This is a genomic window from Proteus columbae, from assembly GCF_009914335.1.
Taxonomy (GTDB): domain Bacteria; phylum Pseudomonadota; class Gammaproteobacteria; order Enterobacterales; family Enterobacteriaceae; genus Proteus.
The window spans coordinates 717,327-739,202 of sequence record NZ_CP043925.1; the positions used below are offsets into that span (position 1 = coordinate 717,327).

Genomic DNA, 21,876 nt, shown 5'->3' on the forward strand with positions numbered 1-21,876 from the left:
TCCTTGTGAAAACGTGTTTTAATGATTAAAGCCACCACGGAGCAATATCACTCCGTGGTATTTGTTGTTGTTATTTTTTTATAACTAACTCAAGCTCGACAGGGATTGTTGCATCCACTTTCTCGCCTTTGAGAATTTTATCTGCAGTTTGAATACCGATAATACCAATTTGATCTGGGCGTTGAGCAATGGTTGCACCTAACATGCCACGGTTTACCGCTTTGATCCCATCATCTGTACCATCGAAACCAATCACTAATACATCGGTACGACCAGCAGTTTGCAATGCACGTAATGCACCTAATGCCATTTCATCATTTTGTGCAAAAACAGCTTGAACAGCAGGATACGCAGTTAACAGATTTTGCATCACGTTAAGACCTTTGGTGCGGTCAAAATCAGCAGGTTGGCTTGCAAGTACATTCAGTTTATGGGCATCAACGGCTTGTTTAAAACCTTCACCACGTTCACGAGATGCAGATGTTCCTGTGATCCCTTCTAGTTGAATAACTTTGGCGTCATTAGCGACTTTTTCAGCAATATAATCACCTGCCATTTTACCGCCAAGGCGATTATCTGAAGCAACGTGGCTGACGACTTCACCTTTGTTTGCAACACGGTCTAGGGTGATAACTGGGATTTTAGCTTTATTGGCTAAAATAACTGCATTCCCCACAGCATCTGAATCTGTCGGATTAATAAGCATTAAACGTGTGCCTTTTACGGTGAGATCTTGCACGTTAGCAAGCTCTTTAGCCGGGTTGTCCATAGAATCTAGAACAACAAGGTCGTAACCTAATCTATTTGCCTCTTTCTGTGCACTGTCTTTCATTGTGACAAAGAAAGGGTTGTTTAGTGTTGAGATAACAAGCGCGATTGATTCTTTTGCCAATGCGTTAGCGCTGATTGTGGCGCTTAATGCAACAACAGAAAGAAGTGTTGCCATTTTTTTGAGTTTCATAATATAAGTTCCTGTCGGGGTTCGGATTAAGAGAATAGAGAGTTATTTTTTGTTATCTACCAAAACAGCAAGTAAGATGACCACCGCTTTTACTATCATTTGATAGTTTGATGATATTCCTAATAAATTCAGTGCATTATTTAAGAATCCTAGAATAAGTGCACCAATTAATGTACCGATAATACGACCTTTACCGCCTGCAAGACTGGTACCACCGAGAACAACGGCAGCAATAGCATCTAGCTCATAACCATTACCTGCCATTGGTTGTGCTGATGAAAGTCGAGCAACTTCAATGACACTCGCAAGGGCTGCTAATAAACCACATAATGAATAAACGATGATTTTGATTTTATCGACGCTAATACCCGATAAGCGAGTGGCAGATTCATTACCCCCTAATGCATAGATATAGCGACCTAAACGGGTGTGATGTAATAAATACCATGCACTTAAGAAGACAATCATCATGAGCCAAATTGGCGTTGGAATGCCAAATGGGCGACCAATACCAAACCAACTAAACAGATCGGCATTATCACTAAATCCGGTATTAATAGGGCTACCATCGGTATAAACGCGAGTAACACCGCGCAGTAATAACATCATGACTAACGTAGCAATAAAGGCTTGAACTTTACCTTTAGCAACGATAATTCCTGTTACACCACCAATAGCGGCACCTAATGCCAATGCGCCAACAACAGCAACAAGCGCATTAACATCCGCACCCACCATAGAAGCGGCAACGGCACCTGTTAATGCAAGCAATGAACCAACAGATAAGTCGATACCAGATGTTAAAATAACTAGCGTCATTCCAACTGCCATAATGGCGTTAACCGATGTTTGTTGGAGAATGTTGAAAATATTGTTTAAGGTAAAAAAATTAGGGCTGAGTGTGGAAACCACAACAATCAGAAGTAGCAATGCAATCAGCGATTTTTGCTCTAATAGCCAAGCTTTTGAGAACCAACGTTTTGACGCTGGAATTGAATTCGTGCTCATATCAAACTCCTACTTTAGCGTCATATTGTTTACCAACAGCCGCTGCCATTAGCATTTCTTGTGTGACATTGTGAGCGGAAAACTCACCACTAATACGACCTTCATGCATAACCAGAATACGGTCACTCATTCCCATTACCTCAGGCATTTCAGAAGAAATTAAAATGATGCTTAATCCTTCTTGTTTAAATTTATTAATTAGCTGATAAATTTCTTTTTTAGCGCCCACATCAACGCCACGAGTGGGTTCATCAAGAATAAGCACTTTAGGGCGAGTCATTAGACCTCTTGCGATAGCCACTTTTTGTTGATTTCCCCCAGATAAAAAGCCAATCGTTTGATCCATTGAAGGGGTTTTTATATTGAATAATTTAATAAAATCACCGACAGTGAGTTGCTCTTCTTTATGATTAAGTACACCCATACCGCGGCTAAAATAGCGAAGGGCTGTCAGAGACATATTTTCTTTTACCGACATGCCAAGCACTAAACCATCACGCTTTCTATCTTCAGAAATGTAAACAATGCCTTGTTCCAATCCTTCAACCGGCTTTTTGATTTGGCAGGGTTTACCATCTAATTCAACAGTGCCATTGGTTTTAGGTAATGCGCCGTAGATAATTTTCATTAACTCAGTACGACCCGCGCCCATTAATCCAGAAATGCCCAGAATTTCGCTTTCATGTAATGAGAAACTGACATCATGAACATCTTCGCCACTGAGGTTAATGACGTTAAGTTTGGTTTTTCCTTGAGGGATATTAATACGAGGGTATTGGTCTTCTAACTTACGACCCACCATCATTTCAATCAGAGTGTCTTCTTTTAATGAGGCGACAGGTTTTTCACCAATAAACTGGCCGTCTCGCAGTACAGTCACGTCATCACAAATCTCAAAGATCTCTTTTAGACGATGTGAGATATAAACAATGCCACAACCTTGATCTCTTAGTTCACGAATAACGTTAAATAGAGATTCTGTTTCAGTATCGGTTAACGCATCTGTTGGCTCATCCATGATGATGACTTTTGAGCCAAAGCTAAGAACCTTGGCGATTTCTACCATTTGCTGATCACCAATCGATAATTCAGACACTAAACGGTGACTACTGTAAGCAAGGTTTAATCGGGCTAATAACTTATCAGCCTCTACATACATTTTCTTCCAATCGATAGCGCCAAAAGCACGAGTAAACTCACGACCTAAGAAGATATTTTCTGCGATGGTTAATTCTGGAATAAGGTTAAGCTCTTGGTGAATAATGCCTATTCCTGCTTCTTGGGAAGTTTTGGGACCATTGAAAGCACAGCTTTCGCCTTGATAAATGACTTCACCCGAATCTTTTTTATAGATCCCAGTCAGCACTTTCATTAGTGTTGATTTGCCTGCCCCGTTTTCACCTACGAGTGCCATTACTCTACCGGGATAAATTCGAAGTGTGGCACCTGATAGTGCTTTTACACCAGGGAATGACTTATCAATATCTTTAAGTTCAAGTAAAGGTTCCATATTGCCCTCAAAAAGTCACACCAGAAAACAACACAATATTGGCATAAGGCGTACATTCACCGGTTCTAATAACAGCTTTATTTTCAGTAAGTTGCTTTTTGAATGCTTCATGTGAAACATACATTATTTGAATAGGTTTCTTCTGCTCTTGTTCTAATAAATTGAGATAAGAGAGGATTTCATTAAACAGAGAGGGATTGATGGTTTTAATTTCTTCCGCCAGCATCACCGCTTCGATTTGCATTTCATGGGTAACGGTTTGTAAGACTGACATAAAGTCAGGAATACCTTGAGTGAGAGCAAGATCAATTCGTTCAACAGAGGAGGGAATAGGTAATCCAGCATCTGCAATAGTGATTTTGTCAGTGTGTCCTAAACGTGAAATTACACTCGAAATAGGACTATTAAGTAATACACCTTTTTTCATGTTTCCTCCTCAGCGAAACGTTTCGCTGTCTACATAGTAGAAAAGAAAGGTGGGAAAACAAGTTTGATTTATTCATATTGTGAGCGTGATCGAAACGTTTCGTTGGCAAACAAAAAGAAAGAAAAATCTAACTGATTGAATAAATTAACGCTGAATGGATTCAAGAAAGAAAGAGGTTATTTTCAGTGAATTTCATAAAAATGTGATGATGGACAAGGTTGTAATAAAGGCGACAATATGGGGTGTGGAAATGTAAACCAGTATGATAAAAGTAGATAAATCACAGCCTAGAAATACATTAACCTCTCCTGTGGTTAATTAGGAGAGGTTTTTTAATCATTTTAATTCAATTAGTTAGCTTGATAAGCCTTAATTGATTTCTCAATACCTTCTGCATCTAATCCTAAGTCAGATCTGATCTCTTCTTGTCCACCTTGTGGTACAAACAGATTAGGTATACCTAAGTTTAGGACAGGTATTAAGCAACGTTCTTGCATGAGTAACTCGTTTACGCCACTGCCAGCACCACCCATAATGGCATTTTCTTCTAGCGTTACCAACATATCATGCTGTTCAGCCAGAGAAAGGATAAGTGATTTATCAAGAGGCTTGATAAAACGCATATCAGCCACAGTTGCATCAAGTTTTTTAGCAACTTCTAACGCTTCTGGTAGTAATGTACCAAAGTTTAAAATCGCAATACCTTTGCCTTGGCGACGAATAATACCTTTACCCATAGGTAGTGGACTAAGTGGTTGCAATTGTGCACCAACACTAGAGCCTCTTGGATAGCGTACGGCAACAGGACCATCTTGATAGTGATAACCTGTGTGAAGCATTTGGCGACACTCATTTTCATCACTTGGCGCCATAATGACCATATTAGGAATGCAGCGTAAGAATGAGAGGTCAAAAGCACCTTGGTGAGTTTGACCATCTGCTCCCACAATACCACCACGATCAATAGCAAATAAAACAGGCAGTTTTTGAATGGCAATGTCGTGGATCACTTGGTCGTAAGCGCGTTGTAAGAATGTTGAGTAGATAGCAACAATCGGCTTATAACCCCCAATTGCTAAACCTGCTGCAAAGGTAACGGCATGTTGTTCTGCGATCGCAACATCAAAGTATTGTGAAGGGTATTCCTTTGAGAAACGCACCATACCAGAGCCTTCACGCATAGCTGGGGTAATTGCCATGAGTTTTGGATCAGTTGAGGCTTCTTCACATAACCAGTCACCAAAAATTTTGGAAAATGTAGGTCGTGCATTAGGGCTTTTAGGTAATGTCCCAGTTTGTGGATCAAATTTAGGGACTGCGTGCCAGCTAATTGGATCACGCTCAGCAGGCGCATATCCACGACCTTTTTTAGTCATAATATGCAGAAGCTGAGGGCCTTTTAGATCACGCATGTTAGTTAATGTCTGTACTAACGCAATAACATCGTGGCCATCAACAGGACCGATATAGTTGAAACCCAACTCTTCAAACATGGTGCCTGGGACAACCATGCCTTTGATATGTTCCTCTGTCTTTTTCAGTAATTCTTTAATGGGTGGAATACCTGAGAAGACTTTTTTTCCACCTTCACGCAAGGTGGTATACAGTTTGCCAGATAACAATTGCGCAAGGTGATTATTCAATGCACCAACGTTTTCTGAAATCGACATCTCATTGTCATTAAGTACAACGAGCATATCTGGTTCAATATCTCCTGCGTGATTCATTGCTTCAAAAGCCATACCCGCAGTAATTGCCCCATCACCAATCACACAAACTGTTTTTCTGTTCAGCTTTTCTTGTTCGGCGGCGACAGCCATACCTAAACCTGCACTGATAGAGGTTGAAGAGTGACCAACACAAAGTTTGTCGTATTCACTCTCTTCTCGCCAAGGGAAGGGGTGTAACCCATTCTTTTGACGGATAGTATCAATGCGGTCACGGCGACCCGTTAAGATCTTATGAGGATAGGCCTGATGACCAACATCCCAAATCAGGTTATCAAAAGGGGTTTTATAGACGTAATGAAGAGCAACCGTTAACTCAATAGCACCTAAACCTGAGGCGAAGTGACCACTTGAGCGGCTGACACTGTTAAGAAGAAATAGCCTTAGCTCATCACAGAGTTTAGGCAAACTCTCTTTTGGTAACAGGCGCAAATCTTCTGGTGTTTCAACCAACGCCAATGTGGGATATTTTTCGATATCAATGCTCATGTGATGCCTATTAATTAATCACTTGTAATAGGGAAAGAACAGGTAAGCTGCTCTCTTTATTTTTTATTAGTTTTTCCGTTCGACGATAAAACTCGCTAATTGTTTAAGCGTGGTCGTATCGTACTCGTATTGCTCAAGAAACGCTAAGGCATCCAGTGCTTCGTTATACAATTCCTGTGCTTTCTTTTGAGCTTGCTCTAATCCAAGGAGTGCTGGATACGTGCTTTTTCCTGACTCTTGGTCGCTACCTTGACGTTTCCCAGTTTCTTCCGTACTGCCAATGACATCTAAAATGTCATCTTGTACTTGAAATGCAAGGCCAATAGAGTGGGCATATTTATCTAGTGCGGGTAATACATCATGGCCTTTTGAGCCAGCACTAAATGCGCCTAAGCGAACAGCTGCACGAATTAATGCACCTGTTTTGTGTAAATGGATTTTTTCAAGAGATGCGAGGTCAATCGATTTATCTTCGGCTTCAAGATCAAGAGCCTGACCGCCACACATACCTGCAAGCCCGCTGGCTGTTGCTAATTCAGAAATCATTGCAACACGATCAGCCATTGCAACATCAGGCATTGGATTTTTTGCTAAGATCTCAAAGGCGAGTGTTTGTAATGCATCACCCGCTAAAATTGCGTTGGCTTCACCAAATTCAATATGACATGTAGGCTTACCACGACGTAAATCATCATCATCCATCGCAGGCAAATCATCATGAATGAGAGAATAAGCGTGAATACATTCCACTGCGGCGGCTGGTGCATCAAGGTTAAGTGCGGGGACTTTAAACATTTCACCCACTGCATAAACAAGGAAAGGACGTAAGCGCTTTCCACCTAAAAGAGCACCATAATGCATGGCTTTACCTAGAGGCATGTCAGTGAATGGTAAAGCGGATAGCGCTTGGTTTAATGCATGATCAACACGCTGGTGGGCGGAATCTAATTTATGACGGAACGCATCCGTACTTGAAGTTGCGTTACTCAATTATTCTGCCTCTTGGATAAAATCATCAGGAGTTGCATTATCGTCTTCTTTTAGAAGAATACGAACACGCTGTTCAGCGTCTTGTAATGTTTTTTGTCCAACACGGGCTAGACGAACGCCATGTTCAAACTCATTAAGCGCTTCTTCTAAAGGGAGTTCACCGGATTCTAAACGGTTTACGATTTGCTCAAGTTCTTGCATAGATGCTTCGAAACTTGGTGCTTGTGCGATGTCTTCGTTAATTGGTGTCGTTTTCTTAGCCATAATATTTTTGATAATAAAGCATGTTAGCGCTGAATAATAGCGATCATCTTACTACAAGTGAGAAGAAAATTTCTTATTCAGTCGATGATTTTTGCGGGTGAGCCCTAAATATTGGTGATATACTTTGTGACTTTTATAAACTCCAGTCAATTAACATCACTGTAGTTTATGTTTCTACTTAATAACCTATGACCATTGACTATGAAGTTTATTATTAAATTATTCCCCGAAATTACGATCAAAAGCCAATCTGTTCGTATACGTTTTATCAAAATTCTCACTAGCAATATTCGTAATGTACTTAATACATTAGGTGATGAAATCACGGTTGTCCGCAATTGGGATAACATTGCTGTTGTGAGTAAAGATGAAAGCAAAAGTGAAGCGGTATGTGATGCATTAACACGTATTCCTGGTATTCATCACTTTTTACAAGTAGAAGAGCATCCGTATACTGATTTACACAATATTTTTGAGCAAACTTTTGCGGCATTTAAGCATTTAGTTGAAAACAAAACATTTTGTGTTCGTGCCAAACGTCGTGGTAAGCACAGTTTTACTTCAAATGAAGTTGAGCGTTATGTTGGTGGTGGTTTTAACCAACACGTTGAAAGCGCAAAAGTGAAATTAACGCGTCCAGATGTCACCATTAATTTAGAAATTGAAGATGACAAACTTATTTTAGTGAATGCGCGCTATGAAGGTATTGGTGGTTTCCCAATTGGTACACAGGAAGATGTTTTATCACTGATCTCTGGTGGTTATGATTCAGGTGTATCAAGCTATATGTTAATGCGTCGTGGTAGCCGAGTTCACTATTGTTTCTTTAACTTAGGCGGTTCTGCCCACGAAATTGGCGTTAAACAAGTTGCTCATTATTTATGGAACCGTTTTGGCCGTTCACATAAAGTGCATTTCGTTGCTGTTGATTTTGAACCTGTTGTCGCAGAAATCTTAGAAAAAGTCGATGATGGTCAAATGGGCGTTGTATTAAAACGTATGATGGTACGTGCCGCATCCCGTGTTGCTGAGCGTTATGGTGTTCAAGCCATTGTGACGGGTGAAGCATTAGGACAAGTTTCTAGCCAAACTTTAACTAACTTACGTTTAATTGATAATGCGACTGATACGTTAATTTTACGCCCTCTTATCACGCATGATAAAGAGAACATTATCAATATCGCTCGCCAAATTGGTACAGAAGATTTTGCTCGTACAATGCCAGAATTTTGTGGTGTTATTTCAAAAAGCCCAACAGTGAAAGCAGTAAAAGCGAAGATCGAAGCGGAAGAAGAGAAGTTTGATTTTTCTATTCTTGATAACGTTGTTGAAAACGCCAAGAATATGGATATTCGTCGTATTGCAGAAGAAACCGTACAGCAAGTTACTGAAGTTGAAATGGTATCTGAATTTGGTGCTAACGATGTTATTTTGGATATCCGCTCACCTGAAGAGCAAGAAACTTCGCCATTAAAGATAGACGGTGTTGATGTTAAAGAGTTACCTTTCTATAAATTAAGCACCCAGTTTGGTGATTTAGATAAAGCCAAAACTTATTTGCTCTATTGTGATCGCGGAATGATGAGCCGCTTACAAGCGCTGTATCTGCGTGAACAAGGTTTTGAAAACGTTAAAGTCTATCGTAAAAAATAATACGATAACGATTCGATCTTACAAATAAAAAAGCCACTGAAAAGTGGCTTTTTGGGTTACTGATAATAGCTTATTAGAAATTATTTTGAAATTCTTCTGCTCTTTTCTCTAATACAGCCAGAAATGATGTTTTTGCTATCTCATGAGCATTGGGCGACATAATAGCAATAATTTGATATCTGTTTGGGTAAAGCCAATGTTGACAGCAAACTAAGTAATGATTTGATTTTCTTTGTATTTGAGGTATCTTTTTATTCCATCCTGGTTCAAGTGGCATTCTAATATGTATTTTAGAAATAAGAGATTGACATAACTTGGCATTATTTTCCCAGCGACCATTGGAACCTAAATAATTAGATAATATATTGTCTTCTTTCCAAAGTTTTAATAAGTGAGCATATTCATTGGCGATAGTTTTATATTCAATATCAGGATGTATTGATATTTGAGTCATAAAATATCAATTACTATGAAATTTAGGTATATCAAGCCCTAATTTTATATGCTCAGATTGTATTAATCTCTGCATCTCAGCATTAGTTACATTGGGTTTTTTATTTGTTGTTTTTAATGGCTGATGAGTTTGTTCTATAAATAAAACAATCTCAGTTAATACACTTCTATACATTGCTAAAGAGCGACCAAATAAAAGAATACTTTCTTTTTTTAAGATATCGTTATTTAAACATGATGCAAGGACATTTTTTATATCAACTAAAGAGGTATCTATATCTTTTATATTTTTATTTATTTGTTCATAAATGTGTTGGCTAATAAATAAATTTTCATGGTTTTCCCATTCTTTTTTTAATCTAGTTAAGTCACTATTGAGTAACTCAGCTAAAGTGCTCATTTTTTCAGTAGCATCATCAATCGGAATAGCAACAAGTTGATTAGATACAGGAGATGCAAAAGAGTATTGAATATTGGGGATCAACGATGATTGTTTATGTCTAAAACTTTCAGCAGGAACAGTGGCTAATCCCATAGAAATTAAAGTAACAAGTTTAGGTAAGTTCTTGCGGTATTGAAGAGTTTTCATTTTGCCACATCCTTTAGAAGTTGGTTCTATTTTAACCTCTCAACACTTATTTTAAAATCTGATATGAAGAAATAACGACTGAAATAGGTCTTAAAAATTAATCCCCAACTAATAAATAATATACCTATTAATAAGATAAATGAATTAGGTGGGGATATTTTGTTATGAGTGTACAGTTTATCTATTTATCCCCAAACCCTGTAAATTCATCTTGATAATTATAAATACCGGGTGGTAATACAAGCTGTTTGGCAACATCTGCTGCAGCTTCTTTGCCTTTTAAGCGTTCGATAATTTTTAGTGCAAAATCGATAGATGTTGCTGGAGCTTGGCTAGTAATTAAGTTAACTCTTTCATCATAATAGACGCGATAATCAACCCATTTTTTCGATGAGATTTTATCTTTTAATGCAGGAAAACCCGTCATATTGCCGATGGGAAAAATATTGTGAGATTCAAGGATCATTGCGGGTGCTGCACAAATCGCGGCAACAAGCTTATTTTCACTGTGCATGCGACGTACTTTCTCAACGACTAAAGGGCTGTCTCTTAATGTTTCAGTACCTTGTAATCCACCAGGTAGAATAATAACGTCATAGTGGTGATCGACAACACGAACTAAAGGGGCATCTGCGACAAGTTTTATGCCTCGTGAACATGTAATTATAAGTTCATCAACATCATCTTCTGCACTTGCAAGCACGACATTAATACCTGCCCTTACCAGCAAATCTGCGGTAGTCACGACTTCGGTTTCTTCACTTCCATTAGCTAGGCAGATGAGCGCTGATATGGTCATAATTGCCTTCCTGTTGTTTAATAAATTGAAAAAGGTGGTTATTTTCTGGCAATACAAGCCCTTGTTCTGAAGCTCGGCGTAATAAATAACCCGTAATATAGTCAATCTCTGTATGGCGTTGATATTTCACATCTTGATACATAGAAGAATAATTATTTGCTGTTTGTTCTATTGTATCAATAATATAGCCATGAAGATGGGCTTGAGATGTTGGTACAACACCTTCACGTTCCATCACTAGATAAACTTCATCGCATATTTTTTGAATATGTTCAGGATAACGCAATAAATCCCCATTTCGGCATTGATAATAAACGGTAAGAGGGTTGATAACACAATTAACAGCAAGTTTTAGCCAACTAATTGTATGAATATCATTGTGCCAAGCGACATCGGGTAAAGCATGATGCAAGGTTTCTGCTAAATAGCTATATTGTTGAGCTGTATGATTTAATGGGCCTATATGTGTTATTCCTGTTGCGGTATGAATAACATCTTGCCCTTGTTGATAAGCACCATGAGTAATGATGCCTTGTAAGATAGGTCTGGATATAGAGTGCTGTGTTGCTGTTAATTCATCTGCTGTTCCCATGCCATTATGAATTAATAAGATAGGACATTGTGCAGAAAGATAAGGCAATAGCGCATTAACCGCATCTGAAACTTGCCAAGATTTTAAGCAAACAATTAATAATTCACTCTGTTTTAACCATTCCAGTTGATTAGCGATAATGCGCTGATAAAAAGGCTCGCCATTAATATTATCAACACTCACGTCTAAAAAAGGCTGAGGTATTCTTAGCCAACCTTGTACTTCATGAGATTGACGTGTTAAAGCTGCAACCCAAAGTTTACCAATCGAACCACACCCTAAAACGGTAATTTTCATTGTGCCTCTTTTTGCAAATCGTAATAGCGTAAGGTGGCTACTGACGGTCATTAGACTATTTAGCTAAAATTATAACATTGATTACACTTCTCTGTTTAAAGTATGTTTGCGCTTTACTGTAAGAGGAAATTAAAGGGATAAATTTGTTATTGAATGTGCAATGCTTTTTTGCAACCCTAAAAGAAGCTATTATTCGGGTTGTATTTATTTATTGAGGAAGAAAGAATGCCATCTTTTGATATCGTATCTGAAGTTGACTTACATGAAGTGCGTAATGCGGTGGAAAACGCACAACGTGAACTGACTACTCGTTGGGATTTTCGTAATGTTGAAGCAAGCTTTGAATTAAACGAAAAATCAGAGTCAGTGAAAACGACCAGTGTATCTGAATTTCAGGTTCAACAATTATTAGATATTCTGCGTGAGAAAATGGCAAAAAGAGGGATTGATGGTGCGGTATTAAATATCCCTGAAGAGATGACTCACAGCGGAAAAATGTACAGCGTAGAAGCCACCTTAAAACAAGGTATTGATTCAGCATTAGCGAAGAAAATTGTTAAGCTGATTAAAGATAGTAAATTGAAAGTACAAGCCCAGATCCAAGGCGAGCAAGTGCGTGTTACAGGTAAATCCCGTGATGACTTACAAGCTGTGATGAAATTAGTAAGAGAAGGTGAATTAGGGCAACCTTTCCAATTTAACAACTTCCGTGACTAATTGTTTATCCATTGAGTCATAAAAAAATGCGCTGAAATAAACAGCGCATTTTTATTTGGATTTATTGATATTTAAACAGAAGACACTAAAGATTCTAATGTTGCTCTTGGTGTTTGTTTAGTATCAACCTTGATATAAGCACTCTGTTCATCCGCCATAATCACAACTTCATTAACCCCCGGTTGTTGCTTAAATAATTGTTGTAGTTGCTGTTGTTGGCTTGAAGATAGATTTTCAGGTAATTCAACGCGTAAGCTACTGACATAAGAGGGTTGGCGTAATGTTAGGCTAATGAAAAACCAAATAATGCCAATCATTAAACAGCCTAAAAATACAATTTGTGCACTATAATGCTGGTAAAGCCATCCTCCTAAAATTCCGCCCAATGCCACACCTAAAAATTGGCTGGTGGAATAAATTCCCATAGCTGTACCTTTATAACCTGCTGGCGCTTCTTTACTGATTAATGAAGGAAGAAGGGCTTCCATAATATTAAAGCCAATAAAGAAGACCTGAATACCCGCAATAATTAACCATAAGCTAGAGCCTGAAATAATAAGAATTGCCTGAGCCACAATCAGTAAGAAAATACAGAATAAGAACACTTGTTTCATTTTTCGTTTCTTTTCTGCATAGATAATAAAAGGTAATACTGTAATAAAGGCGATAAGCATAGTGACAAGATAAACAATCCAATGTGTCTCTTTTGCTAAGCCAGCTTCACTCATGACAAGAGGAAGCGCAACAAAGGCTGCCATTAATAAAGTATGTAGAGAAAAAATACCGGTATTAAGCTTAAGAAGTTGTGCATCAAATAAGACTTTTTTGACACTGCCACGGACAAAACCAGATTCTCGATTAAGAATATGATGTTCACTGTTCGGTACAGTAAAAAGCGTAATAATAATGCCACCAAAGGCGAGCAGGGCAATGCCCCAAAAAAGACCTTGTAAGCCGAAAATATGCGTTAAAATAGGCCCTAAAACTAAGGCTAAAGCGAACGTTATCCCAAAGCTAATACCAATAAAGGCCATTGCTTTTGTTCTATTTTGTTCCCGCGTTAAATCAGACAATAAAGCCATTACTGCTGCTGAGATAGCCCCAGCCCCTTGCAATGCTCGTCCAATAATAATGCCGTAAATATTGTCACTAAGTGCAGCAATCAAACTACCAATAATAAAAATAATTAAGCCGAAAACAATTATCGGTTTTCGGCCGAATTTATCAGAGAAAATACCAAAAGGGATTTGGAATACCGCTTGTGTTAATCCATAAATACCGATGGCTAATCCGATGAGTGATTCTGTTGCGTGTTGTAGTTGAAGCCCATAGGTGGTTAAAACTGGGAGTACCATAAACATGCCAAGCATGCGAAGAGAAAAAACAGTGCCTAGTCCCCATGTTGCTTTGCGCTCTAATGGGGTCATTTTATTATCATTCATGGATTACCTCGTATTACTGATATCCCCATTGTAATGGCAAATCTTGGCGAGGTTAATCAATAAATAGGATACAAAAAAGACAAAACTGTACTGATATCATGTGTAGTCATAAAAGAGATAAAAAAATACCAGTCAGAAGGCTGACTGGTATTTGGGTTACTTTAGTAAATACATTATCTTAGATACGCAAGAACCGCTTCTGTTGAGCTTGTTGGATCAACAGACATCATTACGCTTAATGAAGTGATTGCGACAATAGAGAAAATAAATAATTTTCGTGCCCACACAATATCATTGGTTGCTTTGTAACCAGATAAAGCCATGCCTAACCACCAAATACTAACGGCTGAAGCTACAATCAGGTATTTATAACCCGCGTAACCCACTAATGTCAGCATTAAGGTTGCAATCATAAACGCCAGAATATAGAGAATGATATGACGTTTAGCGACTGAGATCCCTTTAATCACAGGTAATACAGGGATATTTGCAGCTTGGTAGTCTTTAAAACGGAAAATAGCAATGGCATAAGAGTGAGGCATTTGCCACAAACTAAAGATAAGTAATAGGATTGCCGCGCCTGCATCAAATTCACCGCTAACGGCACAATAACCGATAACAGGCGGTGCAGAGCCAGATAAGCTTCCAATCAGTGTGCCATAAACAGATTTACGCTTCATATAGAGGCTATAAACCCCAACATAAATAATAAAACCGAATACAGCGATAAACATTGCAAGTGGGTTGGCTGCTACATAGAGCAGCACAACACCTGCAATACCTAAAACTGAGGCATAAATCAGGCTAACTTGAGGGTCAATTAATCCTTTAACTAATGGACGATTCTTCGTTCTTTCCATGATACGGTCAATATCACGGTCAATGTAGTTGTTAAAAACACAACCAGAAGCAACGACCAGAGACACCCCAAGTAGAGTCGCGAAAAATAGGGAGTAATCAATCTCACCCTTAGAAGCGAGAAGAAAACCACCTATTACAGAAATTAAATTTCCGAAAATAATTCCTGGTTTGGTGACTTGTAGGTATTGCTTAATCATAGCGACAACTCTTAATCCATCATCATATTGATGTTCAGGTTGTACATAATCCACAACGAGCCTACGACAACAATGCCGATAATAAGCAGTGTGAACAGGAATGCGACGACGTTCCAGCGCTCTTCTGATGACGTATTCATATGCAAGAAGCAGACTAAGTGAACCACAATTTGCACAACTGCCATACCGACAACAGTCCATAGAATTGTTGCTGGTGTTGCTGTTCCTTCCATCACCATCCCAAATGGAATAACGGTGAGGATAACAGACAGAATAAAGCCGATCAGATAAGACTTCATGCTGCCGTGGCTTGCGCCTGAAGGAGAAGTATTTGGATGACTCATTACATCGCTCCCATCAGATAAACTACGGTGAACACACAGATCCAGACAACGTCAAGGAAGTGCCAGAACAGACTTAAACAGCTTAAACGAGTGCGGTTAACTTCAGTTAAACCACGGCGTGATACTTGGATCATCATAATAACAATCCAAATTAAACCCGCGGTTACGTGAAGACCGTGCGTTGAAACTAATGCAAAGAATGCAGATAAGAATGCACTGCGATCTGGGCCATAACCTTCTGCTATTAGCTCATGGAATTCGTAAACTTCCATGATGACGAAACCTAAGCCGAATAAGAAAGTCACAAATAACCATAGATTAACTTGGCTAACGCTACCTTTATTCATGCTCAGCATAGCGAAACCAAAAGTGATACTACTAAATAGCAGTAAGAAGGTTTCAACTAAAACAAACGGTAAGCTAAAAATCTCTTTACCTGAAGGACCATCCGCAATCCCGTTAACAAGCACCGCATAAGTGGCGAATAAGCTGGCAAACAGGATAAGGTCGCTCATTAGGTAGATCCAGAAGCCGAAAACTTTTGTCGCTCCTGCATCGTGGTGCCCATGATGCTCATGGGCGTTTGTGTTATTTACAGTTTGAGTAGACATTATTTCACACCTGCTTTTTTCAGTTCTTCATAATGCTTATTCTCGAGAGCTTCAATTTCAGGTACTTGGACATAGTAATCCACATCTGTATCAAAGCTTTTCACGATCCAAGTGACAATCATGCCAGCGAAACCAACGATAGCTAACCACCAGATATGCCAGATCATGGCAAAACCAAGGACTAAGCTAAATGCTGAAATAATTACACCCGCGCCTGTATTTTTAGGCATATGGATAGGTTCGTATTTAGCAGGACGCTGATAAGCTGTGCCTTTTTCTTTCTGATCCCACCACTCATCACGAGTTTGAACATTAGGTTCAACGGCAAAGTTATAGAACGGAGCAGGTGAAGAAATTGACCATTCCAGAGTACGTCCACCCCATGGATCACCCGTTAAATCACGGTTTTGATCACGGTCACGGATACTCACGTAGATTTGAACAACTTGGCAAGCGATACCGATAGCAATCAGTGCAGCACCACCAGCCGCAACAAGCAGCATTGGGTTAAATTCTGGATTGATATTTTGGCTTAAACGACGAGTCATACCCATAAAGCCAAGAATATATAGTGGCATAAAGGCCATAAAGAAGCCGATAAACCAGAACCAGAATGCACGGATACCCCATTTTTCATTCAGAGTGAAACCAAATGCTTTAGGGAACCAGTAAGTCATACCAGCGAAACAACCAAATACTACACCACCAATAATGACGTTATGGAAGTGAGCGATTAAGAATAAGCTGTTATGTAAAACGAAGTTTGCACCCGGAACGGCTAACAGAACCCCAGTCATTCCCCCAACAGAGAAGGTGATAAGGAAACCTATAGTCCACAGCATTGGGCTTTTATATTCGATACGACCTTGATACATCGTAAACAGCCAGTTAAAGATTTTAACCCCTGTTGGTATAGCGATGATCATCGTGGCGATACCGAAGAAGGCATTGACGTTGGCGCCAGAGCCCATGGTAAAGAAGTGGTGTAACCAAACGATAAATGACAACACGGTAATAACGACAGTTGCACCAACTAAAGAGGTATAACCGAATAACCGTTTTTTAGAGAATGTTGCTGTAACTTCAGAGAACACACCAAATACTGGCAGAACGAGGATATAAACTTCTGGATGACCCCAAGCCCATACAAGGTTGATGTACATCATCATGTTACCGCCCATATCATTGGTAAAGAAGTGCGTACCAAGATAGCGGTCTAAAGTTAACAGCGTAATAGTGACTGTTAAAATTGGGAATGCAGCAATAATTAGGACGTTAGTACATAAAGCCGCCCAAGAGAATACTGGCATTTTCATCATGCTCATACCCGGCGCACGCATACGCAGGATAGTCGCGAAGAAGTTAACCCCTGTTAGAAGCGTACCAATACCGGATATCTGTAAACTCCATATCCAATAATCGACCCCGACTCCTGGGTTATACTCCAAGCCAGAAAGTGGTGGATAAGCTAACCAACCTGTTTGTGCGAATTCACCAATACCTAAAGAAAGGTTGATTAGTACCACACCAACTACAAAGAACCAGAAGCTCAGTGAGTTAAGGAAAGGGAAGGCCACATCACGAGCACCAATTTGCAAAGGTACAACAAGGTTCATCAGACCCACAACAAAAGGTGTTGCCATGAAGAAAATCATGATAACGCCGTGTGCGGTAAAAATCTGATCATAGTGATGAGGTGGTAAGAAACCCGCTTCACCTGCGGAGGCAAGCGCTTGTTGGCTTCTCATCATAATTGCATCGGCAAAGCCACGGAACATCATGACCATTGCAACAATGATATACATAATACCAATTTTTTTATGGTCAACACTGGTTAACCATTCGCTCCATAACCATTCCCATTTACGGAAATAAGTTAAAGCGCCAACAACAGCAAGTCCACCAAGAACAATACCGAGTAAAGTGACTACGATAATGGGTTCATGTAGCGGGACTGCATCGAGAGTTAATTTTCCGAACATGCCTTTATTCCTCTGCTCCTGCATGCGCCGCATGGCTCATGTTCATATTCATTGTTGCATCAGCATGTGCTGTCTGATTGCCACTGGTGTGAGCGCCATGACCTGTGTGACCAAATTTAGAAATGGTCTCTTGGAATAACATTGGCTTCACGCTTGAATAGTAGGTCACTGGATTTTTCTGGCTTGGTTTAGCAAGTTCATTAAATGCAGCGGTCGTATTTAACGTATCTGACGATTGTTTGACTTTTTCAACCCACGCATCGAAACCGGCACGATCAGGTGTCGCAATCGCTGTAAATTTCATATCAGAGAAACCGTGTCCACTATAACTAGCTGACATACCTTGATATTCACCAGGTTCATTAGCAATTAAGTGTAATTTAGTCTGCATTCCTGCCATCGCATAGATTTGTCCACCTAAGCGAGGGATAAAGAATGAGTTCATGACAGAGTCAGAAGTGATTTTGAAATTAACAGGAACATTAGTAGGGAAAGCCAGTTCATTAACTGTTGCAATACCTTGTTCTGGATAGATAAATAACCATTTCCAATCCATTGAAACAACTTCAATGGTGACAGGTTTTTCTGTGGACTCTAATGGTTTGTAAGGATCAAGCTCATGGGTTGTTTTCCATGTAATCGTTGCCAAAATCACAATAATGATAATTGGCACAGTCCAAACGACAAGTTCAATTTTATTTGAGTGAGCCCAGTTTGGGCGATAGGTGGCTTTAGTATTAGATTCACGGTAGCGAAAAGCGAAAACAATCACCATCAGTATTACCGGTATCACAACAATTAACATTAAACCAAGCGCAATGAGGATTAATGTTTTTTGCTCAGCGCCGATAGCGCCTTTGGGATTCATTAACGCCATATCACAGCCACTTAATAGAAGAGCTGCAACTAATAGCGAAAGTGTCCCAATACTTTTTATGTATTTCATAAGTCTCATCCAACGACCCAAATGACAAAGGTTCTATTGTTGTTTCATCAGTATCAGTAAGGACATTTTACGGTAAGGTTGCGACAGTGTAAACAATTGTAATGGTAAGTAAGTGATTGGTTAGTCTTTTGTGTTAATGTGATCACAAGTAATCAAACTATTAAATAAATGTTAATTTAATTATTGTGTATTAACTATAATTTCATAAAGTACCATGTTTTTAAAATAAATACATATTTTTACAAATAAAAATGCAGTAAAAAGTGTAAGAAAACGTATTTTGATTAAAAAAGTAACAAAATAGAGGTCGGAGGAGAGTTGATGGGTAAAATCCTTTTTATCTTGATGTTTAATATCTATATTTGATGCTTGTGTGATTTTTAATATGGGCAATTAGTGATTTGATGAATGTTTGTATCCAATGAGAAAGTTTTTCATTAAGTGATAAAAAGAGGTTACAGCGAATAAAAATGCTTTCGCTGTAATAAAAATTAACAATTAGCGATCAAAAATTATACTTCAAGCTATATACAATGCCATCTTGCAGAAAATCTTCGCCTAGCTTTTTATAAGCATAACGATATTGAATACCCGTAGTAATAGAGGTCGTTGGATGCCACCAAAAAGCTAAAGCGCCATTGAACCCATTTTGCCCGCCATTGCCGTAACGCTTATGACGACTAAATTCCATTTCATGCCAATTGCTAATGCTAAGTTTCTGATCTCTAATGGAAAAATCATATCCAGCAACCCAACCAACGACGTAGCCATTATTTCCTGAATAATAAGTTTGATCGACATAATGAAGCGCAACGAATGGTTTAAACCATAAATTATCAATTTGTGTGTTATAGCCTAGACCGTAAAGCGTATTAACTTCATGGAAGTTGCCACCGTTTTCTTTTCCTGGAAGTGACCATGTGCCGTAAACATGCCCGTATAAATTAAAAGGACTTTCACCTAAATAAATACGGCTTGTTGCTTTAACGGTATAACGTTGATTATCACCCGGTTGTGTTTTCCGAGGATTAAGTGGGTTTTCTAGATCAAAGAAGCCATAAAACTCGCCCCATGAAAAATTGGCACCACCTTCAAGTTCTAAATAGGCAAAATCATCTTTATGAGAAGATTCCCCTGTTTTGTGTGTTGTATGAGAAGTCCAATCAAGATAATTGATGCTGGTATTAGCGAATCCACCTAAATAGCTAGCTTGAGCTGATAAAGAAAGTGTACTTGCGATGGTTAATAAAAATGTTTTTTTTATCATGATTAATCTCAATTAAATTTAATGAAATAATTTTACGGTGAATTTGTTTTTTAATATATTTTGAAACTATAACCTATTAAATTGAAATTTACAGATCATGATTTTGAAATCTAGATCTATTTCTAGAATATTAAATTGATAATTAAAAGTAGGAATTTTAGTATTGTTTAGTTTATTTTTATTATTTTATCTGTTTTGAATGGATTGAGCGCTTAATAACTGTTTTTTTTGGCAGGGAAAAAAGAAATTAAAAGAAGAAAGAAAAATATGTAGTAAAAGTCGCGTAAAAATACCTCACGACACAAGAATAAAGGGATAGTATCATTAACCAATATTCGTTTTTATCTTACTTGGAATTTTCATTGTGACCTCATTTGCTGAACTTAACGCACTTCCTGCTGAACAACTCGCTAACCTTAATGAATTGGGTTATCTCACTATGACTCCAGTTCAAGAAGCCGCTTTGCCCGCTATTCTTGAAGGAAAAGACGTTCGCGCTCAAGCAAAAACAGGCAGCGGTAAAACAGCTGCTTTTGGTTTGGGGCTTTTGCAACACATTGATGCAAAACAGTTTAATACTCAATCACTTATTTTATGTCCAACGCGAGAACTTGCTGATCAAGTTGCAAATGAATTACGTCGCCTTGCTCGTTACCTTCCAAATATCAAAGTATTAACGCTGTGTGGTGGCGTTCCATTTAGTATCCAGCGTGATTCATTAATACATGCTGCACATATTATTGTTGCAACACCAGGTAGATTGCTTGATCACCTAAAAAAAGAGACTGTCACTTTAGATGATGTGAAAACATTGGTATTAGATGAAGCAGACAGAATGTTGGATATGGGATTTTTTGATGATATCAACGATATTATTTCTCGTATGCCAACGGAACGTCAAACGTTACTCTTTTCTGCAACTTGGCCAAATGAGATCGCAGCAATTAGCCGTAAAATTCAGCAAAATCCAGTAACTATTGAAATAAACTCTGTTGATGAACTTCCTGCTGTTGAGCAGCAGTTTTATGAAATATCTCGTCATGGAAAAATAGGATTGCTGCAAAAGCTGTTAAGTCGTGAGCAGCCTGCCTCTTGCGTTGTATTTTGTAACACAAAGCGAGATTGCCAAGATGTGTATGAAACACTGACAGAAAGCAACCAAAGTGTGCTTGCTTTACATGGCGATATGGAACAAAGAGAGCGTGACCAAACGCTGATTCGCTTTGCTAATGGGAGTTGTCGTGTATTAGTAGCAACAGATGTTGCAGCTCGTGGACTTGATATTAAAGCGTTAGAAATGGTGATTAACTACGAATTGTCGTGGGATCCTGAAGTGCATGTTCACCGAATTGGCCGTACAGCCAGAGCGGGTGAAAGTGGATTGGCGATTAGCTTTTGTGCACCAGAAGAAATTCAGCGTGCTAACGCTTTAGAAGAGATGCTTCATATGAAGATAAATTGGCTACCAGTACCTACTGGGCTACAAATTACGCCTCTTGAAGCAACAATGGCAACATTATGTATTGATGGTGGTAAAAAAGCCAAAATGCGCCCAGGTGATATTTTAGGCGCATTAACGGGTGATATGGGTTTCAATGGTGCCGATATTGGTAAAATTATGATCAATCCAACACATGCTTATGTTGCTGTGAAACAATCTATTGCAAAACAAGTCTGGAAACAGCTGCAACAAGGTAAAATCAAAGGTAAGGCAGTAAAAGTAAGATTGTTTAGATAAATTATCTTTACT

At 38.8% G+C, this 21,876-nt stretch carries 21 protein-coding genes; 3 read left to right on the plus strand and 18 right to left on the minus strand.

The window, feature by feature from the left end; translation table 11 throughout:
- Positions 1 to 70: 70 nt before the first annotated feature.
- From rbsB to xseB, 7 genes are all read right to left on the minus strand, one after another.
- Positions 71 to 961 carry a ribose ABC transporter substrate-binding protein RbsB gene (gene rbsB, locus F1325_RS03350; RefSeq protein ID WP_109371738.1) on the minus strand — a complete coding sequence of 297 codons (891 nt, stop codon included), beginning with the start codon at positions 959 to 961 and terminating at the stop codon, positions 71 to 73.
- Positions 962 to 1,003: 42 nt separating this feature from the next.
- The gene (gene rbsC, locus F1325_RS03355) at positions 1,004 to 1,969 is read right to left on the minus strand and encodes a ribose ABC transporter permease (protein ID WP_069368591.1); all 966 of its coding nucleotides are present in this window, start codon (positions 1,967 to 1,969) and stop codon (positions 1,004 to 1,006) included.
- Between the two features lies 1 nt (position 1,970).
- Positions 1,971 to 3,479, minus strand: coding sequence for a ribose ABC transporter ATP-binding protein RbsA (rbsA, locus tag F1325_RS03360; protein WP_160229989.1), 1,509 nt, complete (start codon positions 3,477 to 3,479; stop codon positions 1,971 to 1,973).
- Between the two features lie 7 nt (positions 3,480 to 3,486).
- Positions 3,487 to 3,906 carry a D-ribose pyranase gene (gene rbsD, locus F1325_RS03365; protein ID WP_109371734.1) on the minus strand — a complete coding sequence of 140 codons (420 nt, stop codon included), beginning with the start codon at positions 3,904 to 3,906 and terminating at the stop codon, positions 3,487 to 3,489.
- A 350-nt stretch (positions 3,907 to 4,256) separates the two neighbouring features.
- Positions 4,257 to 6,122, minus strand: a complete 1,866-nt coding sequence (gene dxs / locus F1325_RS03370) for a 1-deoxy-D-xylulose-5-phosphate synthase (RefSeq protein WP_109371732.1) — start codon at positions 6,120 to 6,122, stop codon at positions 4,257 to 4,259.
- A 66-nt stretch (positions 6,123 to 6,188) separates the two neighbouring features.
- Complete coding sequence (ispA, locus tag F1325_RS03375; RefSeq protein WP_160229990.1) at positions 6,189 to 7,112, minus strand: (2E,6E)-farnesyl diphosphate synthase; 924 nt, start codon at positions 7,110 to 7,112, stop codon at positions 6,189 to 6,191.
- Entirely contained in the window at positions 7,113 to 7,376 is a 264-nt protein-coding gene (gene xseB / locus F1325_RS03380; RefSeq protein WP_023580876.1) for an exodeoxyribonuclease VII small subunit, read from the minus strand.
- 201 nt (positions 7,377 to 7,577) lie between these two features.
- Between xseB and thiI the strand changes: the two genes are divergently transcribed.
- Positions 7,578 to 9,029 (plus strand): tRNA uracil 4-sulfurtransferase ThiI, encoded by a 1,452-nt coding sequence (thiI, locus tag F1325_RS03385; protein ID WP_160229991.1) that lies wholly within the window; start codon positions 7,578 to 7,580, stop codon positions 9,027 to 9,029.
- A gap of 73 nt (positions 9,030 to 9,102) precedes the next feature.
- Here thiI and F1325_RS03390 read toward each other — a convergent pair whose 3' ends face one another.
- The 4 genes from F1325_RS03390 to panE form a co-directional block, all read right to left on the minus strand.
- Positions 9,103 to 9,483: a type II toxin-antitoxin system YafO family toxin gene (locus F1325_RS03390; RefSeq protein WP_160229992.1), complete on the minus strand. Its 381-nt coding sequence runs from the start codon at positions 9,481 to 9,483 to the stop codon at positions 9,103 to 9,105.
- Positions 9,484 to 9,489: 6 nt separating this feature from the next.
- Positions 9,490 to 10,071 carry a hypothetical protein gene (locus tag F1325_RS03395; RefSeq protein ID WP_109371724.1) on the minus strand — a complete coding sequence of 194 codons (582 nt, stop codon included), beginning with the start codon at positions 10,069 to 10,071 and terminating at the stop codon, positions 9,490 to 9,492.
- Positions 10,072 to 10,252: 181 nt separating this feature from the next.
- Positions 10,253 to 10,870, minus strand: a complete 618-nt coding sequence (yajL, locus tag F1325_RS03400; protein WP_160229993.1) for a protein deglycase YajL — start codon at positions 10,868 to 10,870, stop codon at positions 10,253 to 10,255.
- Positions 10,839 to 11,759, minus strand: coding sequence for a 2-dehydropantoate 2-reductase (gene panE / locus F1325_RS03405; protein ID WP_109371720.1), 921 nt, complete (start codon positions 11,757 to 11,759; stop codon positions 10,839 to 10,841). Before panE ends, yajL begins: the two co-directional genes overlap by 32 nt.
- A gap of 225 nt (positions 11,760 to 11,984) precedes the next feature.
- Here panE and F1325_RS03410 point away from each other — a divergent pair, with 225 nt between their 5' ends.
- Complete coding sequence (locus tag F1325_RS03410; protein ID WP_109371718.1) at positions 11,985 to 12,476, plus strand: YajQ family cyclic di-GMP-binding protein; 492 nt, start codon at positions 11,985 to 11,987, stop codon at positions 12,474 to 12,476.
- Positions 12,477 to 12,547: 71 nt separating this feature from the next.
- Here the strand turns inward: F1325_RS03410 and F1325_RS03415 are convergent, their stop codons facing one another.
- The 7 genes from F1325_RS03415 to F1325_RS03445 form a co-directional block, all read right to left on the minus strand.
- Positions 12,548 to 13,918, minus strand: a complete 1,371-nt coding sequence (locus tag F1325_RS03415; RefSeq protein WP_109371716.1) for an MFS transporter — start codon at positions 13,916 to 13,918, stop codon at positions 12,548 to 12,550.
- A gap of 173 nt (positions 13,919 to 14,091) precedes the next feature.
- Positions 14,092 to 14,976 carry a heme o synthase gene (cyoE, locus tag F1325_RS03420; protein ID WP_109371714.1) on the minus strand — a complete coding sequence of 295 codons (885 nt, stop codon included), beginning with the start codon at positions 14,974 to 14,976 and terminating at the stop codon, positions 14,092 to 14,094.
- Positions 14,977 to 14,987: 11 nt separating this feature from the next.
- Positions 14,988 to 15,320: a cytochrome o ubiquinol oxidase subunit IV gene (locus F1325_RS03425; RefSeq protein WP_160229994.1), complete on the minus strand. Its 333-nt coding sequence runs from the start codon at positions 15,318 to 15,320 to the stop codon at positions 14,988 to 14,990.
- Complete coding sequence (locus F1325_RS03430) at positions 15,320 to 15,931, minus strand: cytochrome o ubiquinol oxidase subunit III (protein ID WP_036932890.1); 612 nt, start codon at positions 15,929 to 15,931, stop codon at positions 15,320 to 15,322. Before F1325_RS03430 ends, F1325_RS03425 begins: the two co-directional genes overlap by 1 nt.
- Positions 15,931 to 17,913, minus strand: a complete 1,983-nt coding sequence (gene cyoB / locus F1325_RS03435; protein WP_160229995.1) for a cytochrome o ubiquinol oxidase subunit I — start codon at positions 17,911 to 17,913, stop codon at positions 15,931 to 15,933. Before cyoB ends, F1325_RS03430 begins: the two co-directional genes overlap by 1 nt.
- Positions 17,914 to 17,917: 4 nt before the next feature.
- Positions 17,918 to 18,868: a cytochrome o ubiquinol oxidase subunit II gene (gene cyoA, locus F1325_RS03440; RefSeq protein WP_109371710.1), complete on the minus strand. Its 951-nt coding sequence runs from the start codon at positions 18,866 to 18,868 to the stop codon at positions 17,918 to 17,920.
- A 496-nt stretch (positions 18,869 to 19,364) separates the two neighbouring features.
- Positions 19,365 to 20,138 carry an outer membrane protein OmpK gene (locus tag F1325_RS03445; RefSeq protein ID WP_406588699.1) on the minus strand — a complete coding sequence of 258 codons (774 nt, stop codon included), beginning with the start codon at positions 20,136 to 20,138 and terminating at the stop codon, positions 19,365 to 19,367.
- 352 nt (positions 20,139 to 20,490) lie between these two features.
- On the opposite strand from F1325_RS03445, the gene dbpA reads away from it, so the two are divergent.
- Entirely contained in the window at positions 20,491 to 21,864 is a 1,374-nt protein-coding gene (gene dbpA, locus F1325_RS03450; RefSeq protein WP_109371706.1) for an ATP-dependent RNA helicase DbpA, read from the plus strand.
- Positions 21,865 to 21,876 lie beyond the last annotated feature (12 nt).